The organism is Pseudomonas sp. D3-27 (assembly GCF_051132165.1).
GTDB lineage: Bacteria > Pseudomonadota > Gammaproteobacteria > Pseudomonadales > Pseudomonadaceae > Aquipseudomonas.
On sequence record NZ_CP071667.1, the window covers coordinates 1,850,278 to 1,870,949 of the forward strand.

The 20,672-nt window shown below is 61.1% G+C and carries 23 protein-coding genes; 14 read left to right on the plus strand and 9 right to left on the minus strand.

From position 1 onward, the window contains the following. Positions 1-9 precede the first annotated feature (9 nt). The 3 genes from J3P92_RS08650 to J3P92_RS08660 all read left to right on the plus strand — a co-directional run bounded on the left by J3P92_RS08650 (position 10) and on the right by J3P92_RS08660 (position 2,106). Positions 10-300 carry a hypothetical protein gene (locus J3P92_RS08650; RefSeq protein WP_420764823.1) on the plus strand — a complete coding sequence of 97 codons (291 nt, stop codon included), beginning with the start codon at positions 10-12 and terminating at the stop codon, positions 298-300. Between the two features lie 101 nt (positions 301-401). Next, a complete protein-coding gene (locus tag J3P92_RS08655; protein WP_434650417.1) occupies positions 402-1,163 on the plus strand; it encodes a CHAD domain-containing protein in 762 nt (253 codons plus the stop codon). A 145-nt stretch (positions 1,164-1,308) separates the two neighbouring features. Continuing rightward, positions 1,309-2,106, plus strand: a complete 798-nt coding sequence (locus tag J3P92_RS08660) for an acyl-CoA thioesterase (protein WP_434650419.1) — start codon at positions 1,309-1,311, stop codon at positions 2,104-2,106. Between the two features lie 14 nt (positions 2,107-2,120). Here J3P92_RS08660 and J3P92_RS08665 read toward each other — a convergent pair whose 3' ends face one another. The 3 genes from J3P92_RS08665 to J3P92_RS08675 all read right to left on the minus strand — a co-directional run bounded on the left by J3P92_RS08665 (position 2,121) and on the right by J3P92_RS08675 (position 4,795). Next, a complete protein-coding gene (locus tag J3P92_RS08665) occupies positions 2,121-2,483 on the minus strand; it encodes a terminase (protein ID WP_434610396.1) in 363 nt (120 codons plus the stop codon). Between the two features lie 127 nt (positions 2,484-2,610). Further along, positions 2,611-3,828: a methyl-accepting chemotaxis protein gene (locus J3P92_RS08670; protein WP_434610398.1), complete on the minus strand. Its 1,218-nt coding sequence runs from the start codon at positions 3,826-3,828 to the stop codon at positions 2,611-2,613. 157 nt (positions 3,829-3,985) lie between these two features. Then, the gene (locus J3P92_RS08675) at positions 3,986-4,795 is read right to left on the minus strand and encodes a TatD family hydrolase (protein WP_434610401.1); all 810 of its coding nucleotides are present in this window, start codon (positions 4,793-4,795) and stop codon (positions 3,986-3,988) included. Positions 4,796-5,025: 230 nt separating this feature from the next. Here J3P92_RS08675 and J3P92_RS08680 point away from each other — a divergent pair, with 230 nt between their 5' ends. From J3P92_RS08680 to J3P92_RS08690, 3 genes are all read left to right on the plus strand, one after another. Next, positions 5,026-6,447, plus strand: coding sequence for a transglycosylase SLT domain-containing protein (locus J3P92_RS08680; RefSeq protein WP_434650421.1), 1,422 nt, complete (start codon positions 5,026-5,028; stop codon positions 6,445-6,447). Positions 6,448-6,544: 97 nt separating this feature from the next. Then, a complete protein-coding gene (locus tag J3P92_RS08685; RefSeq protein WP_434650422.1) occupies positions 6,545-6,979 on the plus strand; it encodes a DoxX family protein in 435 nt (144 codons plus the stop codon). Between the two features lie 249 nt (positions 6,980-7,228). Then, the gene (locus J3P92_RS08690; protein ID WP_420764815.1) at positions 7,229-7,537 is read left to right on the plus strand and encodes a class I SAM-dependent methyltransferase; all 309 of its coding nucleotides are present in this window, start codon (positions 7,229-7,231) and stop codon (positions 7,535-7,537) included. On the opposite strand, the gene J3P92_RS08695 is transcribed toward J3P92_RS08690, so the two are convergent. From J3P92_RS08695 to J3P92_RS08710, 4 genes are all read right to left on the minus strand, one after another. Further along, entirely contained in the window at positions 7,524-8,387 is an 864-nt protein-coding gene (locus tag J3P92_RS08695) for a hypothetical protein (RefSeq protein WP_434650423.1), read from the minus strand. The genes J3P92_RS08690 and J3P92_RS08695 overlap by 14 nt on opposite strands. 144 nt (positions 8,388-8,531) lie before the next feature. After that, positions 8,532-9,029: a transcription elongation factor GreB gene (gene greB, locus J3P92_RS08700; protein ID WP_420764813.1), complete on the minus strand. Its 498-nt coding sequence runs from the start codon at positions 9,027-9,029 to the stop codon at positions 8,532-8,534. A gap of 34 nt (positions 9,030-9,063) precedes the next feature. Beyond that, the gene (locus J3P92_RS08705) at positions 9,064-11,568 is read right to left on the minus strand and encodes an ABC transporter permease (protein WP_420764812.1); all 2,505 of its coding nucleotides are present in this window, start codon (positions 11,566-11,568) and stop codon (positions 9,064-9,066) included. Next, on the minus strand, positions 11,568-12,251 hold the full coding sequence (locus tag J3P92_RS08710; RefSeq protein ID WP_039588896.1) for an ABC transporter ATP-binding protein: 684 nt from the start codon (positions 12,249-12,251) through the stop codon (positions 11,568-11,570). Before J3P92_RS08710 ends, J3P92_RS08705 begins: the two co-directional genes overlap by 1 nt. 10 nt (positions 12,252-12,261) lie before the next feature. On the opposite strand from J3P92_RS08710, the gene J3P92_RS08715 reads away from it, so the two are divergent. From J3P92_RS08715 to J3P92_RS08725, 3 genes are all read left to right on the plus strand, one after another. Then, on the plus strand, positions 12,262-12,867 hold the full coding sequence (locus J3P92_RS08715; RefSeq protein ID WP_434563121.1) for an arylesterase: 606 nt from the start codon (positions 12,262-12,264) through the stop codon (positions 12,865-12,867). 56 nt (positions 12,868-12,923) lie between these two features. Then, positions 12,924-13,217 carry a hypothetical protein gene (locus J3P92_RS08720; protein ID WP_041020059.1) on the plus strand — a complete coding sequence of 98 codons (294 nt, stop codon included), beginning with the start codon at positions 12,924-12,926 and terminating at the stop codon, positions 13,215-13,217. A gap of 243 nt (positions 13,218-13,460) precedes the next feature. Next, entirely contained in the window at positions 13,461-14,432 is a 972-nt protein-coding gene (locus tag J3P92_RS08725) for a L,D-transpeptidase family protein (protein WP_434563123.1), read from the plus strand. A gap of 123 nt (positions 14,433-14,555) precedes the next feature. Here the strand turns inward: J3P92_RS08725 and oprI are convergent, their stop codons facing one another. Beyond that, positions 14,556-14,807, minus strand: coding sequence for an outer membrane lipoprotei OprI (gene oprI / locus J3P92_RS08730; RefSeq protein WP_011335311.1), 252 nt, complete (start codon positions 14,805-14,807; stop codon positions 14,556-14,558). A gap of 635 nt (positions 14,808-15,442) precedes the next feature. Between oprI and J3P92_RS08735 the strand changes: the two genes are divergently transcribed. Then, positions 15,443-15,724: a GNAT family N-acetyltransferase gene (locus tag J3P92_RS08735; protein WP_434650424.1), complete on the plus strand. Its 282-nt coding sequence runs from the start codon at positions 15,443-15,445 to the stop codon at positions 15,722-15,724. Between the two features lie 83 nt (positions 15,725-15,807). On the opposite strand, the gene J3P92_RS08740 is transcribed toward J3P92_RS08735, so the two are convergent. Continuing rightward, complete coding sequence (locus tag J3P92_RS08740) at positions 15,808-16,884, minus strand: 3-deoxy-7-phosphoheptulonate synthase (protein WP_420764808.1); 1,077 nt, start codon at positions 16,882-16,884, stop codon at positions 15,808-15,810. Positions 16,885-17,098: 214 nt separating this feature from the next. Between J3P92_RS08740 and J3P92_RS08745 the strand changes: the two genes are divergently transcribed. The 4 genes from J3P92_RS08745 (at position 17,099) to cysB (ending at position 20,670) form a co-directional block, all read left to right on the plus strand. Next, positions 17,099-18,064 carry a putative 2-dehydropantoate 2-reductase gene (locus J3P92_RS08745; RefSeq protein WP_434610410.1) on the plus strand — a complete coding sequence of 322 codons (966 nt, stop codon included), beginning with the start codon at positions 17,099-17,101 and terminating at the stop codon, positions 18,062-18,064. 18 nt (positions 18,065-18,082) lie between these two features. Next, complete coding sequence (locus tag J3P92_RS08750) at positions 18,083-18,988, plus strand: 5'-nucleotidase (protein WP_420764806.1); 906 nt, start codon at positions 18,083-18,085, stop codon at positions 18,986-18,988. Positions 18,989-19,084: 96 nt separating this feature from the next. Continuing rightward, positions 19,085-19,585: a universal stress protein gene (locus J3P92_RS08755; protein ID WP_420764805.1), complete on the plus strand. Its 501-nt coding sequence runs from the start codon at positions 19,085-19,087 to the stop codon at positions 19,583-19,585. Between the two features lie 110 nt (positions 19,586-19,695). Further along, complete coding sequence (cysB, locus tag J3P92_RS08760) at positions 19,696-20,670, plus strand: HTH-type transcriptional regulator CysB (RefSeq protein ID WP_003183769.1); 975 nt, start codon at positions 19,696-19,698, stop codon at positions 20,668-20,670. The last annotated feature ends 2 nt before the right edge of the window (positions 20,671-20,672 follow it).

Genomic DNA, 20,672 nt, shown 5'->3' on the forward strand with positions numbered 1-20,672 from the left:
GTGTTATCGATGAAAGCCCGGATCTGCCTGCCCCTGGTGGCATCCCTGATGGTTCTGGCCCTGGCCGGTTGTGCCGGCAAGACCGCGTACCGCGACAGTTGTGGCAGCCAACTCGACAGCGCCTGGCGCGAACTGGACCTGGCCAAGGCCGAAGGTTTTGCCGGTACGGTCAGCTACTCCAAGGCCCTGTCGCTGCTGACCGGCGCCAAGACCCAGCAGCAATTCGAAGCCTTCGAAGGCTGCACTCAAAAAGCCGAGAAGGCCCGCTTCTACATTCGCGAATCCCGCGCAGGACGATAAACACAGCGGCGAGCTACAAGCTGCAAGCTGTAAGTGGAAGCGAAACTGTTTCCCTTGCGGCCTGTAGCTCGAAACTCGAAGCTGCGTACGGAGTACGCCCGATGATTGATCGGCTGGTGGCCCGGATACTGGGCCTGGAAGTCCGCCTGTTGGCCTGCCAGGCCCGCTTGAATGCCCAAACCGACAGCGAAGCACTGCATGACCTGCGAACCACGGTCCGTCGGTTGCGCAGCCTGCTTCGTCCGTTGCGTGGATTGCCCGGTGTCGAACAGCTGGAAACGGCCGCGTCGGCAGTAGGAACCCTGACTACGCCCTTGCGCGACCGCGAGGTGCTGGCGGCTTATCTGCAAAAGCACGGCAAGACCGACGCGGCGCAGCGGCGCCAGGTGCAAATGGCCGAAGCCTATCCCGCCGTGGCCAGCAGCCCGGAATTGGCGCAGCTGCTGATGATTCTCGACGCGTTCCCACGCTTCATCCGCGCTGCCCAGCGCCAGGGCCTGCTTGCCGGGCTGCGCAAGCGCATCGAAAAACGCCTCGACAAGCAATGGAAAAAACTCGGCGAAGCCTTGCGCGACCCCGCCCATGACCGTCACCGGTTGCGCCTGTTGATCAAGCGCGTGCGCTACGCCATCGAGGCCTATCCTGAACTCGATCGCTTGCCGGAAACGGCCATGCCACGGCTGAAGGCTGCCCAAGGCGCCCTGGGGGATTGGCATGATTGCTGGCAATGGCTGGCGCGGGCCGAGCATGAAGCCGATTTGCAAGCCTGTGTGCCGGTTTGGCAGGTCACCATGGAAAAGGCCGAGGCCAAGTCCGACCGCGTGCTGGATAAACTCATCGCCAGTTGTTTCGATAAATCCTGAGGCTACCCAAAACCTCTATGGCCATCCGGGGTGGATTCAAGCCCCACGGCTTTTCTGTCAGTCTCTTTGGCCGGAATGAGCGCTGTGTCGCTTGCCCGCGCTGGTTAAGATTCCTTCATCTTTTTCCGCTGCTCTCGAGGTCGACATGCGCTTCTCCGATTTGATCGATGCCGTGCGCCATCAGCCAGGCGCCGTTGTGATCCCTCCTGAATGGGGCCAGGGACGGGCCAGTTTTGGCGGGCTGGTGGCGGCGCTGCAATACGAGGCGATGAGGGCCCAGGTCCCGGCGGATCGCCCGGTGCGTTCGTTGGCGATCACCTTTGTCGGCCCCGTCGCGCCCGACGTCCCCGTCAGTTTTCAAGTGCAGGTGTTGCGTGAAGGCAAGGCGGTCAGCCAGGTCTTGGGGCGTGCGGTACAGAACGGTGAAGTGGTGACCGTGGTGCAAGGCAGCTTTGGCGCGTCGCGATCTTCAACCGTGTCGGTGCAGGCTGACCCCGCGCCTGAATTCAAGGATGTCGAGCAATGCCAGGAGTTGCCCTACATCAAGGGCGCTACTCCTGAGTTCATGCGCCACTTGGCGATGCGCTGGAGCGTGGGCGGGCTGCCATTCATCGGCAATAAATCCCGCAGCATGGGCGGTTGGGTACGTTTGCGCGGCGATGTGGAAGAACAACCCCTGGACGAAGGGCATATCCTGGCGCTGGTGGATGCCTGGCCACCGGCGCTGTTACCACACCTCACCCAGATGGCCCCGGGCAGTACGCTGACCTGGACGATCGAGTTCGTCCAGCCGTTGCTGGAACTCACGACGTTGGATTGGTGCCAGTATTTGGCTGAGATCGAACACGCCCAGGATGGCTATGGCCATGTCGCGGCGAAATTCTGGAGTGCCGATGGGCGGCTGATCGCCATGAGCCGGCAGACAGTGACCATTTTCGGCTGAGACGTTTCGGCGATTCAGCGGCGGTGGCGCTCCCGCCAGGCGCGCCACCATCCACCGCTTAGAAAAAATCGTGGGAAGGTCAGGAATTGTTCCACCAGCAGGCGCGACATCGCGTCCTTGCGATCACTGAAAGGCTCCGACGCTTGTGTCTCCAGGCTATGGCCATGGCGTTGCAGCCCGAGTGCGGCAAGCAAGCCGATCACACCGATGGCGACATCCCCCAGGCTCAGGCTGAACACGCCGCAGACAATCAGCAAAAACGCGACGATGAACAACGGCACCGCGATCAGGTGCAGGACCAGGTTGGTCGGGTGGCGATGATTGTCAGGGTAGGCGCGCCATTGCCAGGCCGGAAGGTTGGGGTGACGTTTGCCCATGATGCTGTTCCTTGAGTCCGTTTAAACCGAATAAACGAAGGATAGGTCGGGCCGGGCGGGGCGGCGAATCGCGGTTGGCTATCGTGGCGATAGGTGGCGATAGCCATAAGCCTTCTGGACGAGGGGTTCAAAGCTTCAACTGCCCAATCGCCTTGTTCAATTGCCCCGCCAGCGTCGCCAGTTCAGCACTGGTGGCGGCGGAGTCCACCGTCTGGCGCACGGTGTCTTCGGTTACGTCGCGAATACCCAGCACCGCTCTGTTCATCTCCTCGGCGACGTGGCTTTGTTGCTCGGCCGCGACGGCGATCTGGGTATTGCTCTCGCGCATCTTTGCCACCGCCTCGGTGATCTGCGCCAACGCCTCGCCGGCTGCGCAAGCCTGCTGTACGCAGTCATCGGCCTTGTGCGAACTTTCCTGCATGAACTCCACCGCATCCCGGGTGACCGCCTGCAGCGCCGACACCATCGTGGTGATCTCGTCCGTAGAGGTTTGGACACGCCTGGCGAGGTTGCGGACCTCATCGGCCACCACCGCAAAGCCTCGCCCCATGTCACCGGCCCGCGCCGCTTCGATGGCGGCGTTCAGGGCCAGTAGGTTGGTTTGCTCGGCGATGCTGTGGATGACACCGACCACGCCGTTGATTTTCTGGCTGTCTTCGGCCAGGCGCTGGATCATCTCGGCTGTCTGCTGCACGCCGGTGGACAGGCCGGTAATCGATTGCTGGACACGGCTGACCACCTCGCGGCCGTTGCCGGCGAGGGTGTCGGTGGTTTTCGACAGATCACGGGTGGCGCCAGCATGCTGGGCGATGTGATAAACCGTCGCGGACATCTCGTTGATCGCCGTGGCGGCCTGGTCGGTCTCGCTCTGTTGGCCGAGCATGCCGTGGCGCACCTCGTTCATGCTCGACGCCAGCCGAGCGGCCCCGTTGTCCAACTGCCGCGCGGTGCTGGCGACGGTGTCGACCACCCGTTGGTAACCCGCCTGCATCGCGTTGAACGCGGCGGCCATCTGGCCCACCTCGTCGCGGCAGGCCAAGGGCACGCGGGCAGAAAGGTCACCGGTTTTTTCCACGTGCAGCATCACGTCTTTCAACGTGTCGAGCTGACTGAGCAGGAAGCGGATCAACAGTTGCGAGGCACCCAGCATTGCCAGCATCAACACCATCACCGCCACGGCGTATTGGCTGAAGCGTTCGGCAAAGACCAGACCCAGGCTCACCCCTCGGACCTGCTGTTCCAAATGCATGGCATAGAGCACCAACAGCAAGGTTGTGGCGAATGCGACCGCATTGACCGCCCAGAATTTGTATTTAAGCGAGATATTGCTAAGCCAGGCACCCATGGTAGGTCTTCTCTGATAGCGGAAACAGTTTCGGCAAGGTGCCAGTATTCTGCTGCTATCCAGGGGGCGGGGTTTTGATGTGCGTCAACAGATGCTAAAGAGCCCTTGACCAAGAGCCCTGGGGAGCGAGCTTGCTCGCTCCCCAGGGCCTTTCGGCTCATTCGGAAAGGTTCGGCAACCCAAAAAACGCCCGGGCGCAGGCGGTGGTGTGGGCTGCCAGGTCTTCCTGGGTTTCACCGCGGTGCAGGGCAACTTCGCGAAGGACGTCCGTCAGATACGCCGGCTCGTTGCGACCGTTCTTGGGCTTGGGCCGCAGGGTACGCGGCAGTAAATACGGGGCGTCGCTTTCGAGCATGAGCCGACCGCGTGGGATTTCCCGCATCAATGGATGCAGGTGGGTGCCCCGGCGCTCATCGCAGATCCACCCGGTGATTCCGATGTGCAGGTCCAGATCGAGGTAGCGGAACAGCGCTTTTTGCTCGCCCGTAAAACAATGCACCACCGCGGCGGGCAATCGGTCACGAAAGCCTTGTAGAATTTCCAGCAGACGCTGGTCGGCGTCGCGCTCGTGGAGAAACACCGGCAATTGCAACTCCATCGCAAGGGCCAGGTGTTCTTCCAGGACCTTTTCCTGCTGTGGGCGGGGCGAGAAGTCCCGGTTGAAATCCAATCCGCATTCCCCCACCGCGCGGACGCGGTCTTGCTTGAGCAGATCCTTCAGGTGTCGTGCGCTGTCGGTCGTCCAGTCGCTGGCGCTGTGGGGATGGATGCCGGCAGTGGAAAACAGCCGTTGCCCCTCTTCGTCGAGGTGCTGGCAGAGTTCAAGGGCCTGCTCGCTGCCTTCGATGCTGGTACCGGTCAAGACCAGTTGGCAGACGCCCGCTTCATAAGCGCGCTCGAGCACGGCCTGGTGTTTGTCGGCAAAACTGGGGTTGGTCAGGTTGACGCCGATATCGATGAGTTGCATGGTGCTACCTCGGCCCAAAGGCCGCAAAGCATATCAGAGCTGTAGATTTATAAAAAAAGCCAAGAACTACAACGAGTTGCGGCTGTCTGTTGAGGCCACGAGACCGGTTGGGGTGGTGCGAATGCCATCGCTGTGCCAGTCTTTCGCACTTTTCAGCGCCCCAAGGTGCTCTGTTTTGCCAGTCGGTCCCGTTCCCTGGGATGGCTCGGCACTGTCCTTCCGGAGAGTGGATGGCACGTCCCCAGGTATTGCTTGTGCTGTGTTGTTCGCTGTTTTTGCCGATGCCGGCCGAAGCGCGGCTGCCCGGACCGCTGCAAGCCGTGGCGCCGGGAACCGTCCGGGACCTGGCGCAGATCCGGGACAGCCGGGTGCTGAAAGTCCTGGTCAATCAGAGCCGCAACAGTTCCGGCGAAGTCCAGGGACAGCCCATTGGCGTCGAATATCACCGGTTGCGGGCGTTCGAGCAATACCTCAACGGACATGCCCGGGACGGCCAGGAAATTACCCTCAAGATCATTCCCAAGGCCAAGGATCAACTGCTTGGCGCGTTGCAACGTGGCGAGGGCGACCTGGTCGCTCCCGGCGAACTGCTTGAGCCGCAACCGGGCCAGGCGGTCAGCGCCAGTGATCCGATCCGCAGCGACGTGCCGTGGCTGCTGGTGGGCATCAAGGGGGAGAAGCGATATACCCGCGTCGAACAATTGTCTGGCAAGACCCTGGCCCTGCCCACTGGCAGCGCGGCGGGGGATGCCGTCAGCCAGATCAATCAGAAGCTTGCGTTGCTCAAGTTGCCGGCGGTGAAAATCGAATGGGTCGATCCCACCCTGGCGGTGGAGGATGTGCTGGAAATGGTCCAGGGCGGGATCTTCCACCTGACCATTGTCGAACAGCCGATTGCCGAACGTTGGGGCAAGATCTTGCCCAAGCTGCGCTTCGACCGCCAATTGCTCATCGGCGAGCCGAGCGATGAGTTCTGGTTCGTCCGTCGTGACGCCGCGATGCTGCGGGCGAGCATCGATCGATTCCTCGTCACCTACAAGGCACCGTCAAACGAGGACGCTGCGTTCCTGCGGATCTACCGTCGCTTGTACCAGGTCCATTATCCGTTGGCCCGGGCCAATCGCCAGCGCCTGGAGAAGCTGCGGCCGGTGCTGCAAAAGCACGCCCAGGCTCAAGGCATGGACTGGCTCAACCTGGCGGCCCTGGCCTTCAAGGAGTCGGCCCTGCAACCCAACGCGCGCAGCGGCAGCGGCCCGACGGGCCTGATGCAGATCACTCCGTCCGCGGCCCAGCGGGTCGGGGTCAATGACATCCGCAACCTCGATGGTAATGTGCAGGCTGGCGCCAAGTACCTGGCCATGATCCGCCGCAAGTTTTTCGCCAGCCCCAAACTCAACGAGCGAGAGCGCATGGCGTTCGTCCTGGCGGCCTACAACATGGGACCCGAGCGGGTGCAAGGGATGCGCGCCGAGGCCCGGCGACGGGGATTGAACCCGAACCAGTGGTTTTTCCAGGTGGAGCGCATCGCCATGGAGCAGGTGGGGATGGGCGCAGTCAGCTACGTTAATAGTGTGAACAAATACTATCTGGCGTTTGACCGGGAGCGAGAGTCGCTGGAGTCCCAGGAACGAAAGGTGGTCCTGCCAAAATAATCAAATAACCTGATCGTTATGGCGGAGTTTTTGCGCTAGTTAGATAAGGTTATTCGATTAATATGGCGTCTAACCACACATCACCAAGGAATGATCCATGAGCACTCTCATCAACAAAGTACTGTTCTCCCGTGCTGGCTACGGCCTGACTGTCCTGCGCATCGTCGTGGGTATCATCTTCACTGCCCACGGTGGGCAAAAGCTGTTCGGTCTGTTTGGCGGTTATGGTTTGGCGGGGACGGCGCAGTGGATGGAAAGCATCGGCCTGGCTCCCGGTTACTTGATGGCGACGTTGGCGGGCGGTACCGAGTTCTTTGCCGGCCTGGCGCTGATCATCGGCCTTCTGGCGCGCCCTGCGGCGCTGGGTCTGGCGATTCTGTCGCTGGTGGCGATTTTCTCGGTGCATATCGGCAATGGTCTGTTCATGGCCAACAATGGCTACGAGTTTGGCCTGGCCCTGCTGGCGGGTAGCGTCGCCGTGCTGATTGAAGGTGCTGGCAAGCTTTCCGCCGACAACGCCATCGCCCGCTGACCCCTTGCTTGAATCGTCGAGGCCCGTCCAGTACGGGCCTTTTTTGTGCTCATCGATTCTTGACACTGGCCGGTCAGCTTCTCTAGGATGCCGCTCATGCGCCGATTTAAACAGCTACTTGCGGGGCGCCAGGTGACTTCCGGTCACCGATAGAAGCCAGGACAACAGGGCTTCGAAATACCGCTAAAGCGCTGGTTCGGTGTTGCCTCTCACCTGCCATGCAGACTTTTGAGGCAGAGACACGACACAATGAACGCATCCAGCCCCCTCGTACGTCTTGCGCCAATCACGGCGAACCTTCTCCAACGCAATCCGAAAATTCTCCTGGGCGGTACCCACCAGCCAACGCTGCTGCGTTATCTGGACGGCTGGCCGCGACGCAACCATGGGCCTGCTGCCTTCCTGATCCAATTTGTCGAAGACGGCGAGTCCCTGGCGCGTTTTGCCAATGACAGCTTCGACCTCGCCGTGATCCAGTCCCCCACCCGGGCGGACGCTGCCGAAACGATCCGGCAGCTGACCCGTGTGGCCAGGCAGGGACTGATCACCCGCCGTTAAGGTCCCCTTTGGCCAGGCCCCGGAACTGGTTGGCGTGCATGCAGTTGAGCACAATGCTGCTTCGCGTCGACCAGTCGGTATTGATGATGTGAAAGCGTTGGATATAGCTATTGATGTCTTGGGACGCGAACCATTCGTCAACTTTGTCGCTGAAATCATCCGGGACGAAGAAGCCTGTATATTTCGCGCATTGGATGGAGCGAAGCGCGTAGGGCCTTTTAGGCTGTGAACTGGCATCGTCCATGAATTTTTTCAGCGTTGAAGTGCTTATATAGTCCTCGCCGGACCATTGGTGCTCGACCCCGGGCCAGTAACCATCCCCGCCACGCCTGTTATAGGAAATGACGATATTCTTTCCTGGCATGCGTTGCCATAGTTCCTGAAGCGTCATATAGCTCTGAGCGTAGTGGATCAGTCGATGTCCGATCGTCTGGTCAATCAGGTCGTGAAGTTCGTTATGTGCCGCATCGGTAAAATTCTTGAACTGATGAAAGTTCAAAACGATGATTTCCTTCCCTCGGGCTGGGTTCGCATAAAACGCGTTGAGCACGTCAAGGACATCACCGGCCACGGTACGGCCCGACGAGGTCAGGTGATAAAGCTGGAAGCGACGCGGGTGCCCGGCAGGCTGGTCGGCGAACAGCTCAACGCGCAGGTCGAGTACGCGAAACCCACGGTTGATCTGATCGCGGATTGGAACGTCTTGGGTGATTTCAAACGGAAACTGCATCTTCGGCGCTTCTCTGTCAGAGCCTGAATCATGGGTGCCGGGGAGAATTAGTTCATCGATGCGAAGTTTATAAATTTGCTGTGTGTGGTTCATCCATCGATCACTGAAGTTCGGGTCCATGTTATTCATCCTTGAATATGTACAGATAATAAAAAAGTGCGCTCTCGGCGCACTTTCAATTTCCCGGATGAACCTGTTGATGTCAAATAACAAGTTGCTTGTCGTTGTGCCGCGATATGTCCGCGGATTAATTTTCTTTGGTTTTTACAGGTATTCGATGTGGGTTATATATATAAGTTGCTCGCCGGCAGGCGTTTGGACTCGGGCTTCGGCATCCAGGGCCTTGCCGATCAATGCCCGGGCCAGCGGCGAGTCGATGCTGATCAGGTTCTGTTTCAAATCCAGCTCATCGGGCCCGACGATGCGATAGCGGGACTCGTTGCCTTCTTCATCTTCCACGGTGACCCAGGCGCCGAAATAAACCTTGTTGGGGTCGCTGGGCTTTTCACTGACGACCTTGAGCGCTTCGAGGCGCTTGGTGAGGAAGCGCACGCGACTGTCGATTTCCCGCAGCATCTTCTTGCCGTAAGTGTATTCGGCGTTTTCCGAACGATCGCCCTGGGCCGCCGCCTCGCTGACCGATTGGGTCACCTGGGGACGGCGCACGTGCCAGAGTTCGTGGAGTTCAGCGCGCATCCGCGCCTCACCTTCGGGGGTGATCAGCGCGGTGCCGGCGGTGCGGGGAGGGCGATAGCGACTCATGGCAACTTCTTGTGATAGCGAAGCCGGAAGTCTATCAACCCTCGCGCAACACTGTCAGCGGGCTGGCGTTGAGCGCTCGGCGGGTACCAAATACGCCCGCTGCACCGATCAGCAAAGCCCCCACCAATGGCAGCACCAGCAGCCATGGATGCGGATGCCATGGCAGGTCGAATGCGTACCGGTAAAGCACCAGGCTCACCAACTCCGAGCCCAGGGCGGCCAGCAAGCCGCTGACCGCGCCCAGCAAACCGAACTCGATGCGCCGGGCCTTGGTCAGCAGCGGCCGCTCGGCACCGAGGGCGCGTAGCAATGCGCCTTGGCGAATCCTTTCATCGAGCGTGGCTTGCAAGCCTGAGAACAGCACGGCCATCCCCGCCGCGAGCACGAACAGCAGCACATATTCCACGGCCAGCGTCACCTGGGCGAGGATGCTGCGCAGTTGTTCGAGCAGGGCTTCCACCTGCAGGATCGTCACGGCGGGGAACGCCCGTGACAGGTCGACAATCTGCTGGTCGTGACCGGCTGCCAGATAGAAGCTGGTGAGGTAGGTGGCCGGAAGATCCTTCAAGGTGCCGGGCTGGAAAATCATGAAGAAGTTTGGCTGGAAATTGTCCCAATTGATTTCCCGCAGGCTGGTGACCTTCGCCTCCCGGTTGAGACCCCCGACATTGAACACCAGGCGGTCGCCCAGCTTGATCTTGAGGTTTTCGGCCACCTTGCCTTCCACCGACACTCCTGGAATATCGTCCGGTGGCTGTTGAGGCCACCAGTTTCCGGCGGTCACCACATTGCCCGCAGGCAGATCCGCGGCCCAGGTCAGGCTCAGGTCGCGCTGCAGCGCGCGGTCGCCCGCCGAGTCTTTGGTCACGAATTCCTTGGCCGGCTCGCCGTTGATGCTGATGAGCCGCCCCGGTACCACGGGATACAGCGGGGCCGACTGCGCGGATAGTTCCATCAGCTTGTCGGCGAACGCCTGTTTGTCGTTGGGCAGGATGTTCAGGGCGAAATAGTTCGGAGCGTTCTTGGGCAGCTGGTTTTGCCAGGTATCCAACAACTCGCCGCGTAGCAACGCAATCAATGCCATGGACAACAGGATCAGGCCGAATGCCAGGGCCTGGCCCGCCGCGGCCAGCGGGTGGCGCAGCAACTGGCCGAGCCCCAGGCGCCAGGGCAGCGAGGCGCGGGCCAGCATCCGACGCAGGCTCTGCAATGCCAGCAGCAGCAGGCCACCAAGGACCAGCGCGGCAATCACGCCGCCACCGAGCAGGGCAAACGTGAGCACCAGGTCCAGGCTCAGGCGCCACATGATCAGCCCAAGGGCACCCAATGCGGCGCCGTAGACCACCCAGGTACTGGAGGGGATCGGCAGCATGTCCCGGCGCAGTACGCGCAGCGGCGGGACCCGGCCCAGTGCAGCCAACGGCGGCAAGGCGAACCCCGCCAGCGCCACCAACCCGGTGCCGATCCCGGCGATCGCCGGCAACAGGCCGCCTGGCGGCACGGTGGTCGGCAACAGGTCATGCAGCAAGGCGAACAGGCCCAGTTGGGCGATCCAGCCAAGGAGGGCGCCGCTGATACTGGCCAGCAGGCCCAGCACTGTCAATTGCAGGCTGAACAGCACCATGGCTTCCCGGCGCGACAGGCCGAGACAACGCAACAGCGCGCTGGCGTCGAAGCGCCGGGTGGCGAAGCGGTTGGCGGAGAGGGCGACGGCCACGCCGGACAGCAGCACCGCCACCAGGCTGGCCATGTTCAGGTAGCGCTCGGCCTTGCCCAGGGCGCCTCCGATCTGCCGGTTGCCATCGCGGGCATCCTGCAGACGCTGGTTGGGTTCCAGGCCTGGCTTGACCAGGTCGCGGTAGGTTTGCAGTGCCGGGGCCGGGCCTCGCCACAGGTCGCGATAGCTGACGCGGCTGCCCGGTTGCACCACGCCCGTGGCGTCCAGATCCTTGAGATTGATCATGACTCGCGGTGTAAGGCTGTAGAAGTTGCCGGCGCGATCCGGTTCGTAGGTCAGCACCCGGCTCAGGCGAAGGGTCTTGTTGCCGACATCGATGCTGTCACCGATCTTCAGGTCCAGGGCGGTCAGCAGCCGCGCCTCCACCCAGGCCTCACCCGGGGCTGGACGTCCGCCTGTTTCCTCCTGTGCAAGGGGCGCGGGGGCGCTTTTCAGTTCGCCGCGCAAGGGGTAGATGTCATCGGCTGCCTTGACGCTGGACAGCTGGATACCGTTGTCGGTGGCAACGACACTGGAAAACTCCACCACACGGGCATGTTCCAGGCCCAGTTCGGTGCCGCTGCGAATCTGTTCCGGGCGGGCGGGGGAGCTGCCTTCGAGCAGCAGGTCGGCGCCGAGGAACTCGGTGGCGCGCATCATCATCGCGCCGTTGAGCCGGGCGCCGAAGTAGCCGATGGCGGTGCTTGCCGCCACGGCCACCAGCAAGGCGAAGAACAGCACGCGCAGCTCGCCGGCGCGGGCGTCGCGCAGCAACTGGCGAATGGCAAGACTGAACAGGCGCAGCAGGGGCAAGCGTGCCATCAAGGCTCCAGGGGCGCGACCATCTGGCCGGCTTCAAGTCGGATCAGGCGCCGGCAGCGATGGGCCAGGCGTTCGTCGTGGGTGACCAGCACCAGGGTCGTACCGCGTTCCTTGTTCAGCTCGAACAGCAGGTCGCTGATGCGTTCGCCAGTGTGGCTGTCGAGGTTGCCGGTAGGCTCGTCGGCAAACAGAACGTCGGGTTCGGCGGCAAAGGCGCGGGCGATCGCAACGCGCTGTTGTTCGCCGCCGGAGAGCTGGCGTGGCGAGTGAGTCAACCGCTGGCCGAGCCCGACCCGTTGCAGCAGTTGCGTGGCGCGCTCCCGGGCGTCCTTGCGGCCGTCCAGTTCCAGCGGCAGCATGACGTTCTCCAGCGCGTTGAGGCTGTCGAGCAGCTGGAAAGACTGGAAGACGAAGCCGACATGTTCGGCGCGAACCCGTGCCCGCTGATCCTCGTCCAATGCGCTGAGGGCTTGGCCGGCGAGGGTCACTTCGCCCTTGCTGGGCAGGTCGAGCCCGGCCAGCAGGCCGAGCAGCGTCGACTTGCCGGAACCGGACGCGCCGACGATGGCCAGGCTGTCGCCCTTGTTCAGTTCCAGGCTGAGTTCGTGCAGGATGGTCAGTTCACCTTCCGCGCTGGGAACCACTTTGCTAAGGTCCGTCGCGGTGAGAATGCTTGAGCCCATGGAGAATCCGATGCGTGTGTGGTTTTTGAGTGCCGGCCTGGCCTTGATGTGCATGGTCCAGAACGCAGCGGCGGGTACAGTCCTGATCGTTGGCGATAGTATCAGCGCGGCTTTCGGCCTGGATACCCGGCAAGGCTGGGTGTCGTTGCTTGAACAACGGCTCAAGGCCGAGGGTTTCGACGATAAAGTGGTCAATGCCTCGATCAGTGGCGACACCAGTGCAGGTGGCCTGGCGCGCCTGCCGACGCTGCTTGCGGCCCATAAGCCGGAGGTGGTGGTTCTGGAGTTGGGAGGCAACGATGGGCTGCGCGGACAGCCGCCAACACAATTGCAACAAAACCTTGCAGCGATGATCGAGAGCTCTCGCGCCAGCGGTGCGAAGGTGATCTTGCTGGGCATGCAGTTGCCGCCCAACTATGGGCGGCGCTACACCGAGGCTTTCGCGAAGGTCTACACCACCTTGGCCGAGGAGAAGAAGGTGCCGCTGGTGCCGTTTTTTCTCAAGGATGTGGGAGGTGTCCCAGGGATGATGCAAGGCGACGGGTTGCACCCGTCCGTCGCGGCTCAGGGCAAGTTGCTGGAGAATGTCTGGCCGACGCTGAAACCGCTGCTTTGACGCTTTTCTACAGGCGGTGTTTCGGCTAATGTGGCGCCCCCGATTTGGAGCCCCCGATGCCGCGTCCCGCCTGGTCCCTGTTTGCCTACCAACTGATCGAGCCTGACGAGCAGCTGGATCTGTTCGCCTGCCAGGAAGTACGGGTGCACCTGGTGACCCGGCAGTTGGAACTGGGCGGATCGGCCGACCGGACCCTGTGCGGCAGCCTGTTGCCGGCCCAGCCACGTTGGTCCGGGGTCGATCGCAGGATTTTCCAGGATCACCGCCTGTGTTCCTTGTGCCGGGCGATCCTGGAGTCGCAGAAACGCGGCACCTCGCCAATCTGGCCGGAGTTGCGGTTCGAGTTGTGATCCTTCTGGCCCAGAGTATCGCTTTTGTGGGAGCGAGCTTGCTCGCGATAGGGCCGGCACAGTCCCATACAGTGCAGGCAGGCCCACCGCCAATCGCGAGCAAGCTCGCTCCCACAGGGTTTCAGTTGATCCCCCGGCATGCTGCGCATCGGACACTCCGGTGCCGCTCTCCCCGAAATAACGGGGGGCAGTGTACAATCGCCGTTTCGATACCCCTTGTTCGATCTGCGAAGGATTTCCCGGATGTTGCCGCGCTTGCCTGCCGTCGCCCGCTGCCTGTCTCTTGCCGCCCTGTGTATGGCTGGTCCCGTTGCTGCGTTGGAGTTGCCCCTGCCCCCACCGGGCGAAGATATCGTCGGCCAGGTGCAGGTCATCAAGGCCAAATACGAAGATACCTTCGCTGACCTGGGCACCACCTATGACTTGGGCTATACCGAGATGGTGGCGGCCAACCCCGGGGTCGATCCGTGGTTGCCGGGGGCTGGCACCGAGATTGTCCTGCCGACCCGTTTCATTCTTCCTCCGGGCCCGCGCGAAGGCATCGTGATCAACCTCGCCGAATATCGCCTCTACTATTTCCCCAAGGGCCGGAACGTGGTCTATACGTTCCCGCTGGGGATTGGCCGCGAAGGTTGGGGTTCGCCCATTGCGCGCACCAGCATCATCGCCAAGACGCCTAACCCGACCTGGACGCCTCCGGCCTCGATCAAGGCCGAACACGCCGCTGATGGCGACCCGCTGCCGAATGTCGTGCCGGCCGGTCCTGACAATCCATTGGGCCCGTTCAAGTTCACCCTGGGTACGCCGGGCTACCTGATCCATGGATCGAACAAGAAGTTTGGCATTGGCATGCGTACCAGCCACGGCTGTTTCCGTATGTTCAACAACAACGTCCTGGAGATGGCCGGCATGGTGCCGGTGGGCACTTCGGTACGAATCATCAACGATCCGTACAAGTTGGGCCTCAGTGGCGGCAAGGTTTACCTGGAAGCCCATACGCCCCTGGATGACAAGGGCAACCCGTCCGTGGTGGACAAGCACACCGCGGTCATCAATGCGATGCTCAAGCGTGAGGACATCACCAGCAACTTGCGCATGAACTGGGACGTGGTGCGTGACGTGGTAGCTGCCGAAGATGGCCTGCCGGTGGAAATCGCAGTGCCAAGTGCATCGGCCCCGATGGTCTCGAGCGCACCGGTCGACATGCCCCAGTAACTGTCCTGAAGCAAACCGCCGACTTCTTGCGACCTCGGCGGTTTTTTTTGCCTTGCAAAAACTCAGGGCAATAAAAAAGCCGACCCAGTAACAGGTCGGCTCGATAACAATCCCGAAGGACTATTACTTGCGGCTAGCTTTTTCCAGCATGCGCAGAGCACGCTCGTTAGCTTCGTCAGCAGTCTGTTGTGCTTTTTGAGCAGCAGCCAGAGCTTCATCAGCTTTACGGTAGGCTTCGTCTGCACGAGCTTGGGCGCGAGCTGCTGCGTCTTCGGTAGCAGTCAGACGGGCTTCGGTTTCTTTCGATGCGCTGCTGCAACCGGTAGCCAGAACTGCGGCCAGGGCCAGAGCAGAGAATTTCAGAACGTTGTTCATCGTGTTCCCCTTCAAGGACTTTCTATTTAATGACTGTCTCCCCAGAGTGAGGAGTTAGCCGGCGTACATACTACTCATTACTTGTAGTAAGTAAACTGACGTAGCGCAAGAAGCAAAAAAATTGTAGGCGGTGATTCTTTTTCAAGCAACTTTTCTGAGTGCTGTTTAAAAAACGCACAGCCCAACCTCCGGAATGGAGCGCGGCGGTGAAGAAAAGTTCCGCTGGGCAGACCAACTCATTGCAGAGCGCTAAAGTCGCTGTTTATTGATTCTCCTAGACTTTTGCTCATTTTTTGCGCAACCGCCGGCACATCTTTTATTGGTAACGGCGGTGACTTTAACAATCGGCGCTCGTCTCAAGACTCAACAACTGGCGATGTTCAGCTATTGCGCCTTGATCGACTACAGGGTGAGCGTGACGCTCAATCGATAAACCCACCGGGGTTTATCCCTTCAGTGACAGGCGTGCCTTGAGCATTTGCGTCATTGGTGCCTACTATTCACGACGTGCTCGGGTTTGAGCGATTGATTTTTTGCGCTCGGTGACCAAGCAGGCACGGGGTGGCGTAGATGTTCCTTCGCCGGAAAAACATCGGTAAGGTAGGGGTCGGCATTCAGACCCGCGAGGAGTAGTGATGAGCGAGGCGGTTACCATCCACCATGACCAGGCTGGTCATCAGTTCGAGACCATTGTGGACGGTCATCGTGCCTATCTGACCTACATGGACCTGGGCAAGCAGACCCTGGATATCTATCGCACGTTCGTGCCCAACGCGTTGCGTGGCAGGGGAATCGCGGCGAAGCTGACTGAAGCGGCCCTGCAGTACGCCGAGGAAATGGGCTACTCGGTGATCCCGTCCTGCTCCTATGTGGAGCGATACATGGAACGTCACCAGCGGCACGCGGCGAAGCTCTGACACCCAACGGTTCCCCAAAAAAACGCCGGGCTGAAAAGCCCGGCGTTTTTTTATGCTGGTGTTTTATCTGTCGAAGCGATCGATCAGCTGCGCTGACGCTTTGGCAGCACGTCCTTGAGCTTGGCGTGCATGCTGCGCAAGGTTTTCTCGGTGGTGCCCCAGTCGATGCAGGCGTCGGTGATGGAGACGCCGTACTGCAAATCGGCGAGGTCTTTCGGGATCGCCTGGCAGCCCCAGTTCAAATGACTTTCCACCATCAGGCCGATGATTGATTGGTTGCCTTCCAGGATCTGGTTGGCAACGTTTTCCATCACCAGCGGCTGCAGCGCCGGGTCCTTGTTGGAGTTGGCGTGGCTGCAATCGACCATGATGTTCGGCTTGACCTTGGCCTTGTCCAGCGCCTGCTCACACAGGGCGACACTGACCGAATCATAGTTCGGCTTGCCGTTGCCGCCGCGCAATACCACGTGGCCGTAGGCGTTGCCCTTGGTGGTGACGATCGAGACGCCACCTTCCTGGTTGATGCCCAGGAAACGGTGCGGGCTGGAAACCGACTGCAAGGCGTTGATCGCCACGGTCAGGCCGCCGTCGGTGCCGTTCTTGAAGCCGACCGCCGAGGACAGGCCGGAGGCCATTTCCCGGTGGGTCTGGGATTCGGTGGTGCGTGCGCCGATGGCCGACCAACTGATCAGGTCCTGCAAATATTGCGGAGAGATCGGGTCCAGGGCTTCGGTGGCGGTGGGCAGGCCCATTTCGGCCAGGTCCAGCAGCAATTGGCGACCGATGTGCAGGCCGTCCTGGATCTTGAAGGAGTCGTCCAGGTACGGGTCGTTGATCAGGCCCTTCCAGCCAACGGTCGTCCGAGGCTTCTCGAAATACACCCGCATTACCAGGTACAAGGTGTCGGAAACTTCCGCGGCGAGTACCTTCAGGCGCTCGGCGTATTCGTGGGCAGCCTTGATGTCGTGGATCGAGCAAGGCCCGATGACCACGAACAGGCGATGGTCGGTGCCGTCGAGAATGTTGCGGATGACTTCCCGGCCCTTGGTCACGGTGCGCAGGGCAGCGTCGCTCAGGGGGATATCGCGCTTGAGCTGGTCAGGCGTGATGAGGGTCTCGTTGGAGGCGACGTTTAGGTCATTGATCGGTAAATCAGCCATCGTGTTACTCGTCAGGTCACGGGTGCCGGCCGCCAGCGATCCCCGCGCGGCGGTGCACAGCGAAGTTAAGCGCGTCGGGGAGCCGAACCTTAGCGCGTTCGGAGGTGGCTCGACAATGGGCAGGGGCCGCTTTAATTGCGGCGGGCAGGGTCCTCGCCACGAAGCGTGGGTCCTGTGTAATGATGCGCGGGGATTGTCAGAGAGGGGAAGTTGCATGACGCAGGCAGGCGCTAGACCCGGGAGCGGCAGGATCGGCATGATCGGCACCGGGGCGATCGGTGGGTTTTACGGTGTGATGCTGGCCCGGGCCGGTCACGACGTTCACTTCTTGTTGCGCAGCGAATTTGCCGCCGTCGCCGAGGGCGGCCTGCGGATCGACAGCGATGTCCATGGCACGCTGAGCCTCGACCCGGTCCAGGCGTACCGGTCGGCTGAGCAGATGCCGCCTTGCGAGTGGCTGCTGGTGGGCGCCAAGACCACCAGCAATGCCGACCTGGCACCGGCGATCATCCAGGCGGCGGCCGATGGGGCGAAAATCCTGTTGCTGCAGAACGGCCTCGATGTCGAAGACGATCTGCGGCCGTTGTTGCCCGATTCGCTGCACCTGTTGGGTGGCCTGTGCCTGATCTGCGTGAATCGTGTCGGCCCGGGCGTCATCGCTCACCAGGCGCTCGGTGCGGTCAACATCGGCTATCACAGTGGTCCCTGCCAGGACCAGGCTGAGCGCATGGCGATCGTCGAAGAGGCGGCGGGTCTGTTCCGTGGCGCCGGCATCGACTCCCAGGCGATGCCCGACCTGCAACAGGCTCGTTGGCAGAAGCTGGTGTGGAACGTACCGTATAACGGTCTGTCGGTGCTGCTGGGCGCCAGCACCTCGCCGTTGATGGCGAATGATCACAGTCGCGGGCTGATCCAGGCGCTCATGGGCGAGGTGGTACGCGGTGCGCAGGCCTGCGGCCATCAGATCGCGCCTGGGTATGCGGATTATCTGTTCACGATGACCGAAAAAATGCCCGACTATTGGCCGAGCATGTATCACGATTACGCCCATAAACGGCCGCTGGAGCTGGAGGCAATCTACGCCCGGCCATTGGCGGCGGCCAAGGCGGCAGGCTGCGAGCTGCCGAAGATCGAAGCGTTGCATCAGGCGCTGGCGTTCCTGGATCGCCGCAACCGTTGACAGGCGAAAGGGGGCAACATGGCAAATAACATCGATGACAAGCTGGTGCTGGCGATTTCATCGCGGGCCTTGTTCGATTTGCGCGAAAGCCACAAGGTCTATCTGTCGAGTGGCGTCGAGGCCTATCGGCAATACCAGATCGAGCATGAAGACGAGGTCCTGGAGCCGGGGGACGCCTTCGCCCTGGTGCAGAAACTGCTCAACCTCAACGAGCACCTTGGGCGCGCCCGTGTCGAAGTCATCCTGGTGTCGCGAAACAGCGCCGATACCGGCCTGCGGGTATTCAACTCGATCCACCATTATGGCTTGGCGATTTCCCGCGCCGCCTTCGTTGGCGGCCGCAGTCCATACCCTTATCTGAAGGCCTTCGGCTGCGACCTGTTTTTGTCCACCCATGCCGAAGACGTGCGCAGCGCCCTGGACGCGGGATTTGCGGCCGCGACAATTCTGTCGGGGGGCGCCAGCCGTGCCGCCAGCGAGGAATTGCGCATTGCTTTCGACGGTGATGCGGTGCTGTTTTCCGACGAGTCGGAACGCGTCTATCAAAGCGGTGGCCTGGAAGCCTTCCAGGCCAGTGAACGCCAGGCCGCGCGCGAGCCGCTGCGAGGGGGGCCATTCAAGGGCTTCCTGGCGGCGCTCAATGCGCTGCAACGCGAGTTTCCCGAGGATGCTTGCCCGATCCGCACGGCATTGGTGACGGCCCGTTCGGCGCCGGCCCACGAACGGGTCATTCGCACGTTGCGCGAATGGGATATCCGCCTCGACGAGTCGCTGTTCCTGGGCGGCTTGACCAAGTCGGCCTTTCTCGAGGCTTTTGCCGCCGACGTGTTTTTCGACGACCAGACCGGACATTGCGAGCTTGCCCGGGAAGTGGTCGCCACCGGGCACGTGCCCCATGGCATCAGTAACGAAGTGAAGCTCTGACCACCCGTTGCGGGGAGCGTCACGCCGCACGTCGCACTCGTCGGGGCGCTGCTAAGCTGAATCAATCTCCGCCATTCAGGCATTCGAGGAGGTCACATGATTCGTTCGATGCTGTACGCCACAGACCTGGGCCTTTATGCCCCTTATGTGATGCAGCATGCCTTGGCGTTGGCACGGACGTTTGAAGCCGAGTTGTATGTAGTGCATGCGGTGGAACCGATGGGGCTGTTCGCCGAGTCGGTGTTGCAAAGCTACCTCGACGAGCACGCGCTGAACGAATTTCATCGCCAGGGTCTGAATACGGTGATGGCCAATATCGAGCAGCGGGTACTCGACAATTTTCGCGAGGAACTGGGGGAGGGGCAGCAGGACTTGAAGCTGATCAAGTCGGTGAGGGTATTCCAGGGTGATCCTTCCCAGGTCATTCTCGAGCAGGCCGCGAAACTCTCCGTCGATTTGTTGATCGTAGGCAGTCATTGCCAGGGGGCGAATGGCGAGACCCCTTTGGGGAGGACCGCCGCACGGGTATTGCAGTTATCCCGGGTGCCGGTCTACCTGGTGCCGCTGGTGCAGCGCCGGCGCCACGGGGAGACCTAAGGCTAAATGATGGCTTTTTATAAAAAGTTCTAGATTTATTAATACAACCATTCATATAGTTATATGCCGTCGCTGATGCCCGTCGCATCCAACTGCTTTGAGGGATACATATGAAGCTTCAACAATTGCGCTACATCTGGGAAGTGGCGCACCACGACCTCAACGTTTCCGCTACCGCCCAAAGCCTCTACACGTCGCAACCTGGCATCAGCAAGCAGATCCGCCTGTTGGAAGACGAACTGGGCGTCGAAGTCTTCGCCCGCAGCGGCAAGCACCTGACCCGTGTCACCCCGGCCGGTGAGCGCATCATCACCACGGCTGGCGAGATCCTGCGCAAGGTCGAAAGCATCAAGCAGATCGCCCAGGAATTTTCCAACGAGAAGAAAGGCACCCTGTCCATCGCGACCACGCACACCCAGGCCCGTTATGCGCTGCCGCCGGTGATCAGCAATTTCATCAAGCAATATCCGGACGTGGCGCTGCACATGCACCAGGGTTCGCCGATGCAAATCGCCGAAATGGCCGCCGACGGCACCGTGGACTTCGCCATCGCCACCGAAGCCCTGGAGTTGTTCGGCGACCTGGTGATGATGCCGTGCTATCGCTGGAACCGCTGCGTGGTGGTGCCCCAGGGCCATCCGTTGACCAAGCTGCCGAAGCTGACCCTCGAGGCCTTGGCCGAATACCCGATCGTGACCTACGTGTTCGGCTTCACCGGCCGTTCGAAACTCGACGAAGCCTTCAGCCATCGTGGCCTGACGCCTAAGGTGGTGTTCACCGCCGCCGACGCCGACGTGATCAAGACTTATGTACGCCTCGGCCTGGGTGTGGGGATCGTGGCGAAGATGGCCGTCGATACCAAGCTCGACAATGACCTGGTGGTGTTGGATGCCAGCGAGCTGTTCGAATCCAGCGTGACCAAGATCGGCTTCCGTCGTGGCACCTTCCTGCGTGGCTTCATGTGCGATTTCATCGAGAAATTCGCGCCGCACCTCACTCGGGAGGTGATGGCCAAGGCCATTCAGTGCCACAACAAGCAGGAACTCGAAGAGCTGTTCGACGGCGTCGAATTACCGGTGCACTAAGC

What these genes read in the sequence shown, in the direction of transcription:
- J3P92_RS08685 (WP_434650422.1), top strand. Translation starts at nt 6,545, where the DNA reads ATGAGCACTCTCATCAACAAAGTACTGTTCTCCCGTGCTGGCTACGGC.
- J3P92_RS08695 (WP_434650423.1), bottom strand. Translation starts at nt 8,387, where the DNA reads ATGGACCCGAACTTCAGTGATCGATGGATGAACCACACACAGCAAATT.
- J3P92_RS08675 (WP_434610401.1), bottom strand. Translation starts at nt 4,795, where the DNA reads ATGCAACTCATCGATATCGGCGTCAACCTGACCAACCCCAGTTTTGCC.
- J3P92_RS08670 (WP_434610398.1), bottom strand. Translation starts at nt 3,828, where the DNA reads ATGGGTGCCTGGCTTAGCAATATCTCGCTTAAATACAAATTCTGGGCG.
- J3P92_RS08680 (WP_434650421.1), top strand. Translation starts at nt 5,026, where the DNA reads ATGGCACGTCCCCAGGTATTGCTTGTGCTGTGTTGTTCGCTGTTTTTG.
- J3P92_RS08705 (WP_420764812.1), bottom strand. Translation starts at nt 11,568, where the DNA reads ATGGCACGCTTGCCCCTGCTGCGCCTGTTCAGTCTTGCCATTCGCCAG.
- J3P92_RS08715 (WP_434563121.1), top strand. Translation starts at nt 12,262, where the DNA reads ATGCGTGTGTGGTTTTTGAGTGCCGGCCTGGCCTTGATGTGCATGGTC.
- J3P92_RS08655 (WP_434650417.1), top strand. Translation starts at nt 402, where the DNA reads ATGATTGATCGGCTGGTGGCCCGGATACTGGGCCTGGAAGTCCGCCTG.
- J3P92_RS08660 (WP_434650419.1), top strand. Translation starts at nt 1,309, where the DNA reads ATGCGCTTCTCCGATTTGATCGATGCCGTGCGCCATCAGCCAGGCGCC.
- greB (WP_420764813.1), bottom strand. Translation starts at nt 9,029, where the DNA reads ATGAGTCGCTATCGCCCTCCCCGCACCGCCGGCACCGCGCTGATCACC.
- J3P92_RS08740 (WP_420764808.1), bottom strand. Translation starts at nt 16,884, where the DNA reads ATGGCTGATTTACCGATCAATGACCTAAACGTCGCCTCCAACGAGACC.
- J3P92_RS08735 (WP_434650424.1), top strand. Translation starts at nt 15,443, where the DNA reads ATGAGCGAGGCGGTTACCATCCACCATGACCAGGCTGGTCATCAGTTC.
- J3P92_RS08690 (WP_420764815.1), top strand. Translation starts at nt 7,229, where the DNA reads ATGAACGCATCCAGCCCCCTCGTACGTCTTGCGCCAATCACGGCGAAC.
- J3P92_RS08745 (WP_434610410.1), top strand. Translation starts at nt 17,099, where the DNA reads ATGACGCAGGCAGGCGCTAGACCCGGGAGCGGCAGGATCGGCATGATC.
- J3P92_RS08720 (WP_041020059.1), top strand. Translation starts at nt 12,924, where the DNA reads ATGCCGCGTCCCGCCTGGTCCCTGTTTGCCTACCAACTGATCGAGCCT.
- J3P92_RS08725 (WP_434563123.1), top strand. Translation starts at nt 13,461, where the DNA reads ATGTTGCCGCGCTTGCCTGCCGTCGCCCGCTGCCTGTCTCTTGCCGCC.
- J3P92_RS08665 (WP_434610396.1), bottom strand. Translation starts at nt 2,483, where the DNA reads ATGGGCAAACGTCACCCCAACCTTCCGGCCTGGCAATGGCGCGCCTAC.
- oprI (WP_011335311.1), bottom strand. Translation starts at nt 14,807, where the DNA reads ATGAACAACGTTCTGAAATTCTCTGCTCTGGCCCTGGCCGCAGTTCTG.
- J3P92_RS08710 (WP_039588896.1), bottom strand. Translation starts at nt 12,251, where the DNA reads ATGGGCTCAAGCATTCTCACCGCGACGGACCTTAGCAAAGTGGTTCCC.
- J3P92_RS08755 (WP_420764805.1), top strand. Translation starts at nt 19,085, where the DNA reads ATGATTCGTTCGATGCTGTACGCCACAGACCTGGGCCTTTATGCCCCT.
- J3P92_RS08750 (WP_420764806.1), top strand. Translation starts at nt 18,083, where the DNA reads ATGGCAAATAACATCGATGACAAGCTGGTGCTGGCGATTTCATCGCGG.
- cysB (WP_003183769.1), top strand. Translation starts at nt 19,696, where the DNA reads ATGAAGCTTCAACAATTGCGCTACATCTGGGAAGTGGCGCACCACGAC.
- J3P92_RS08650 (WP_420764823.1), top strand. Translation starts at nt 10, where the DNA reads ATGAAAGCCCGGATCTGCCTGCCCCTGGTGGCATCCCTGATGGTTCTG.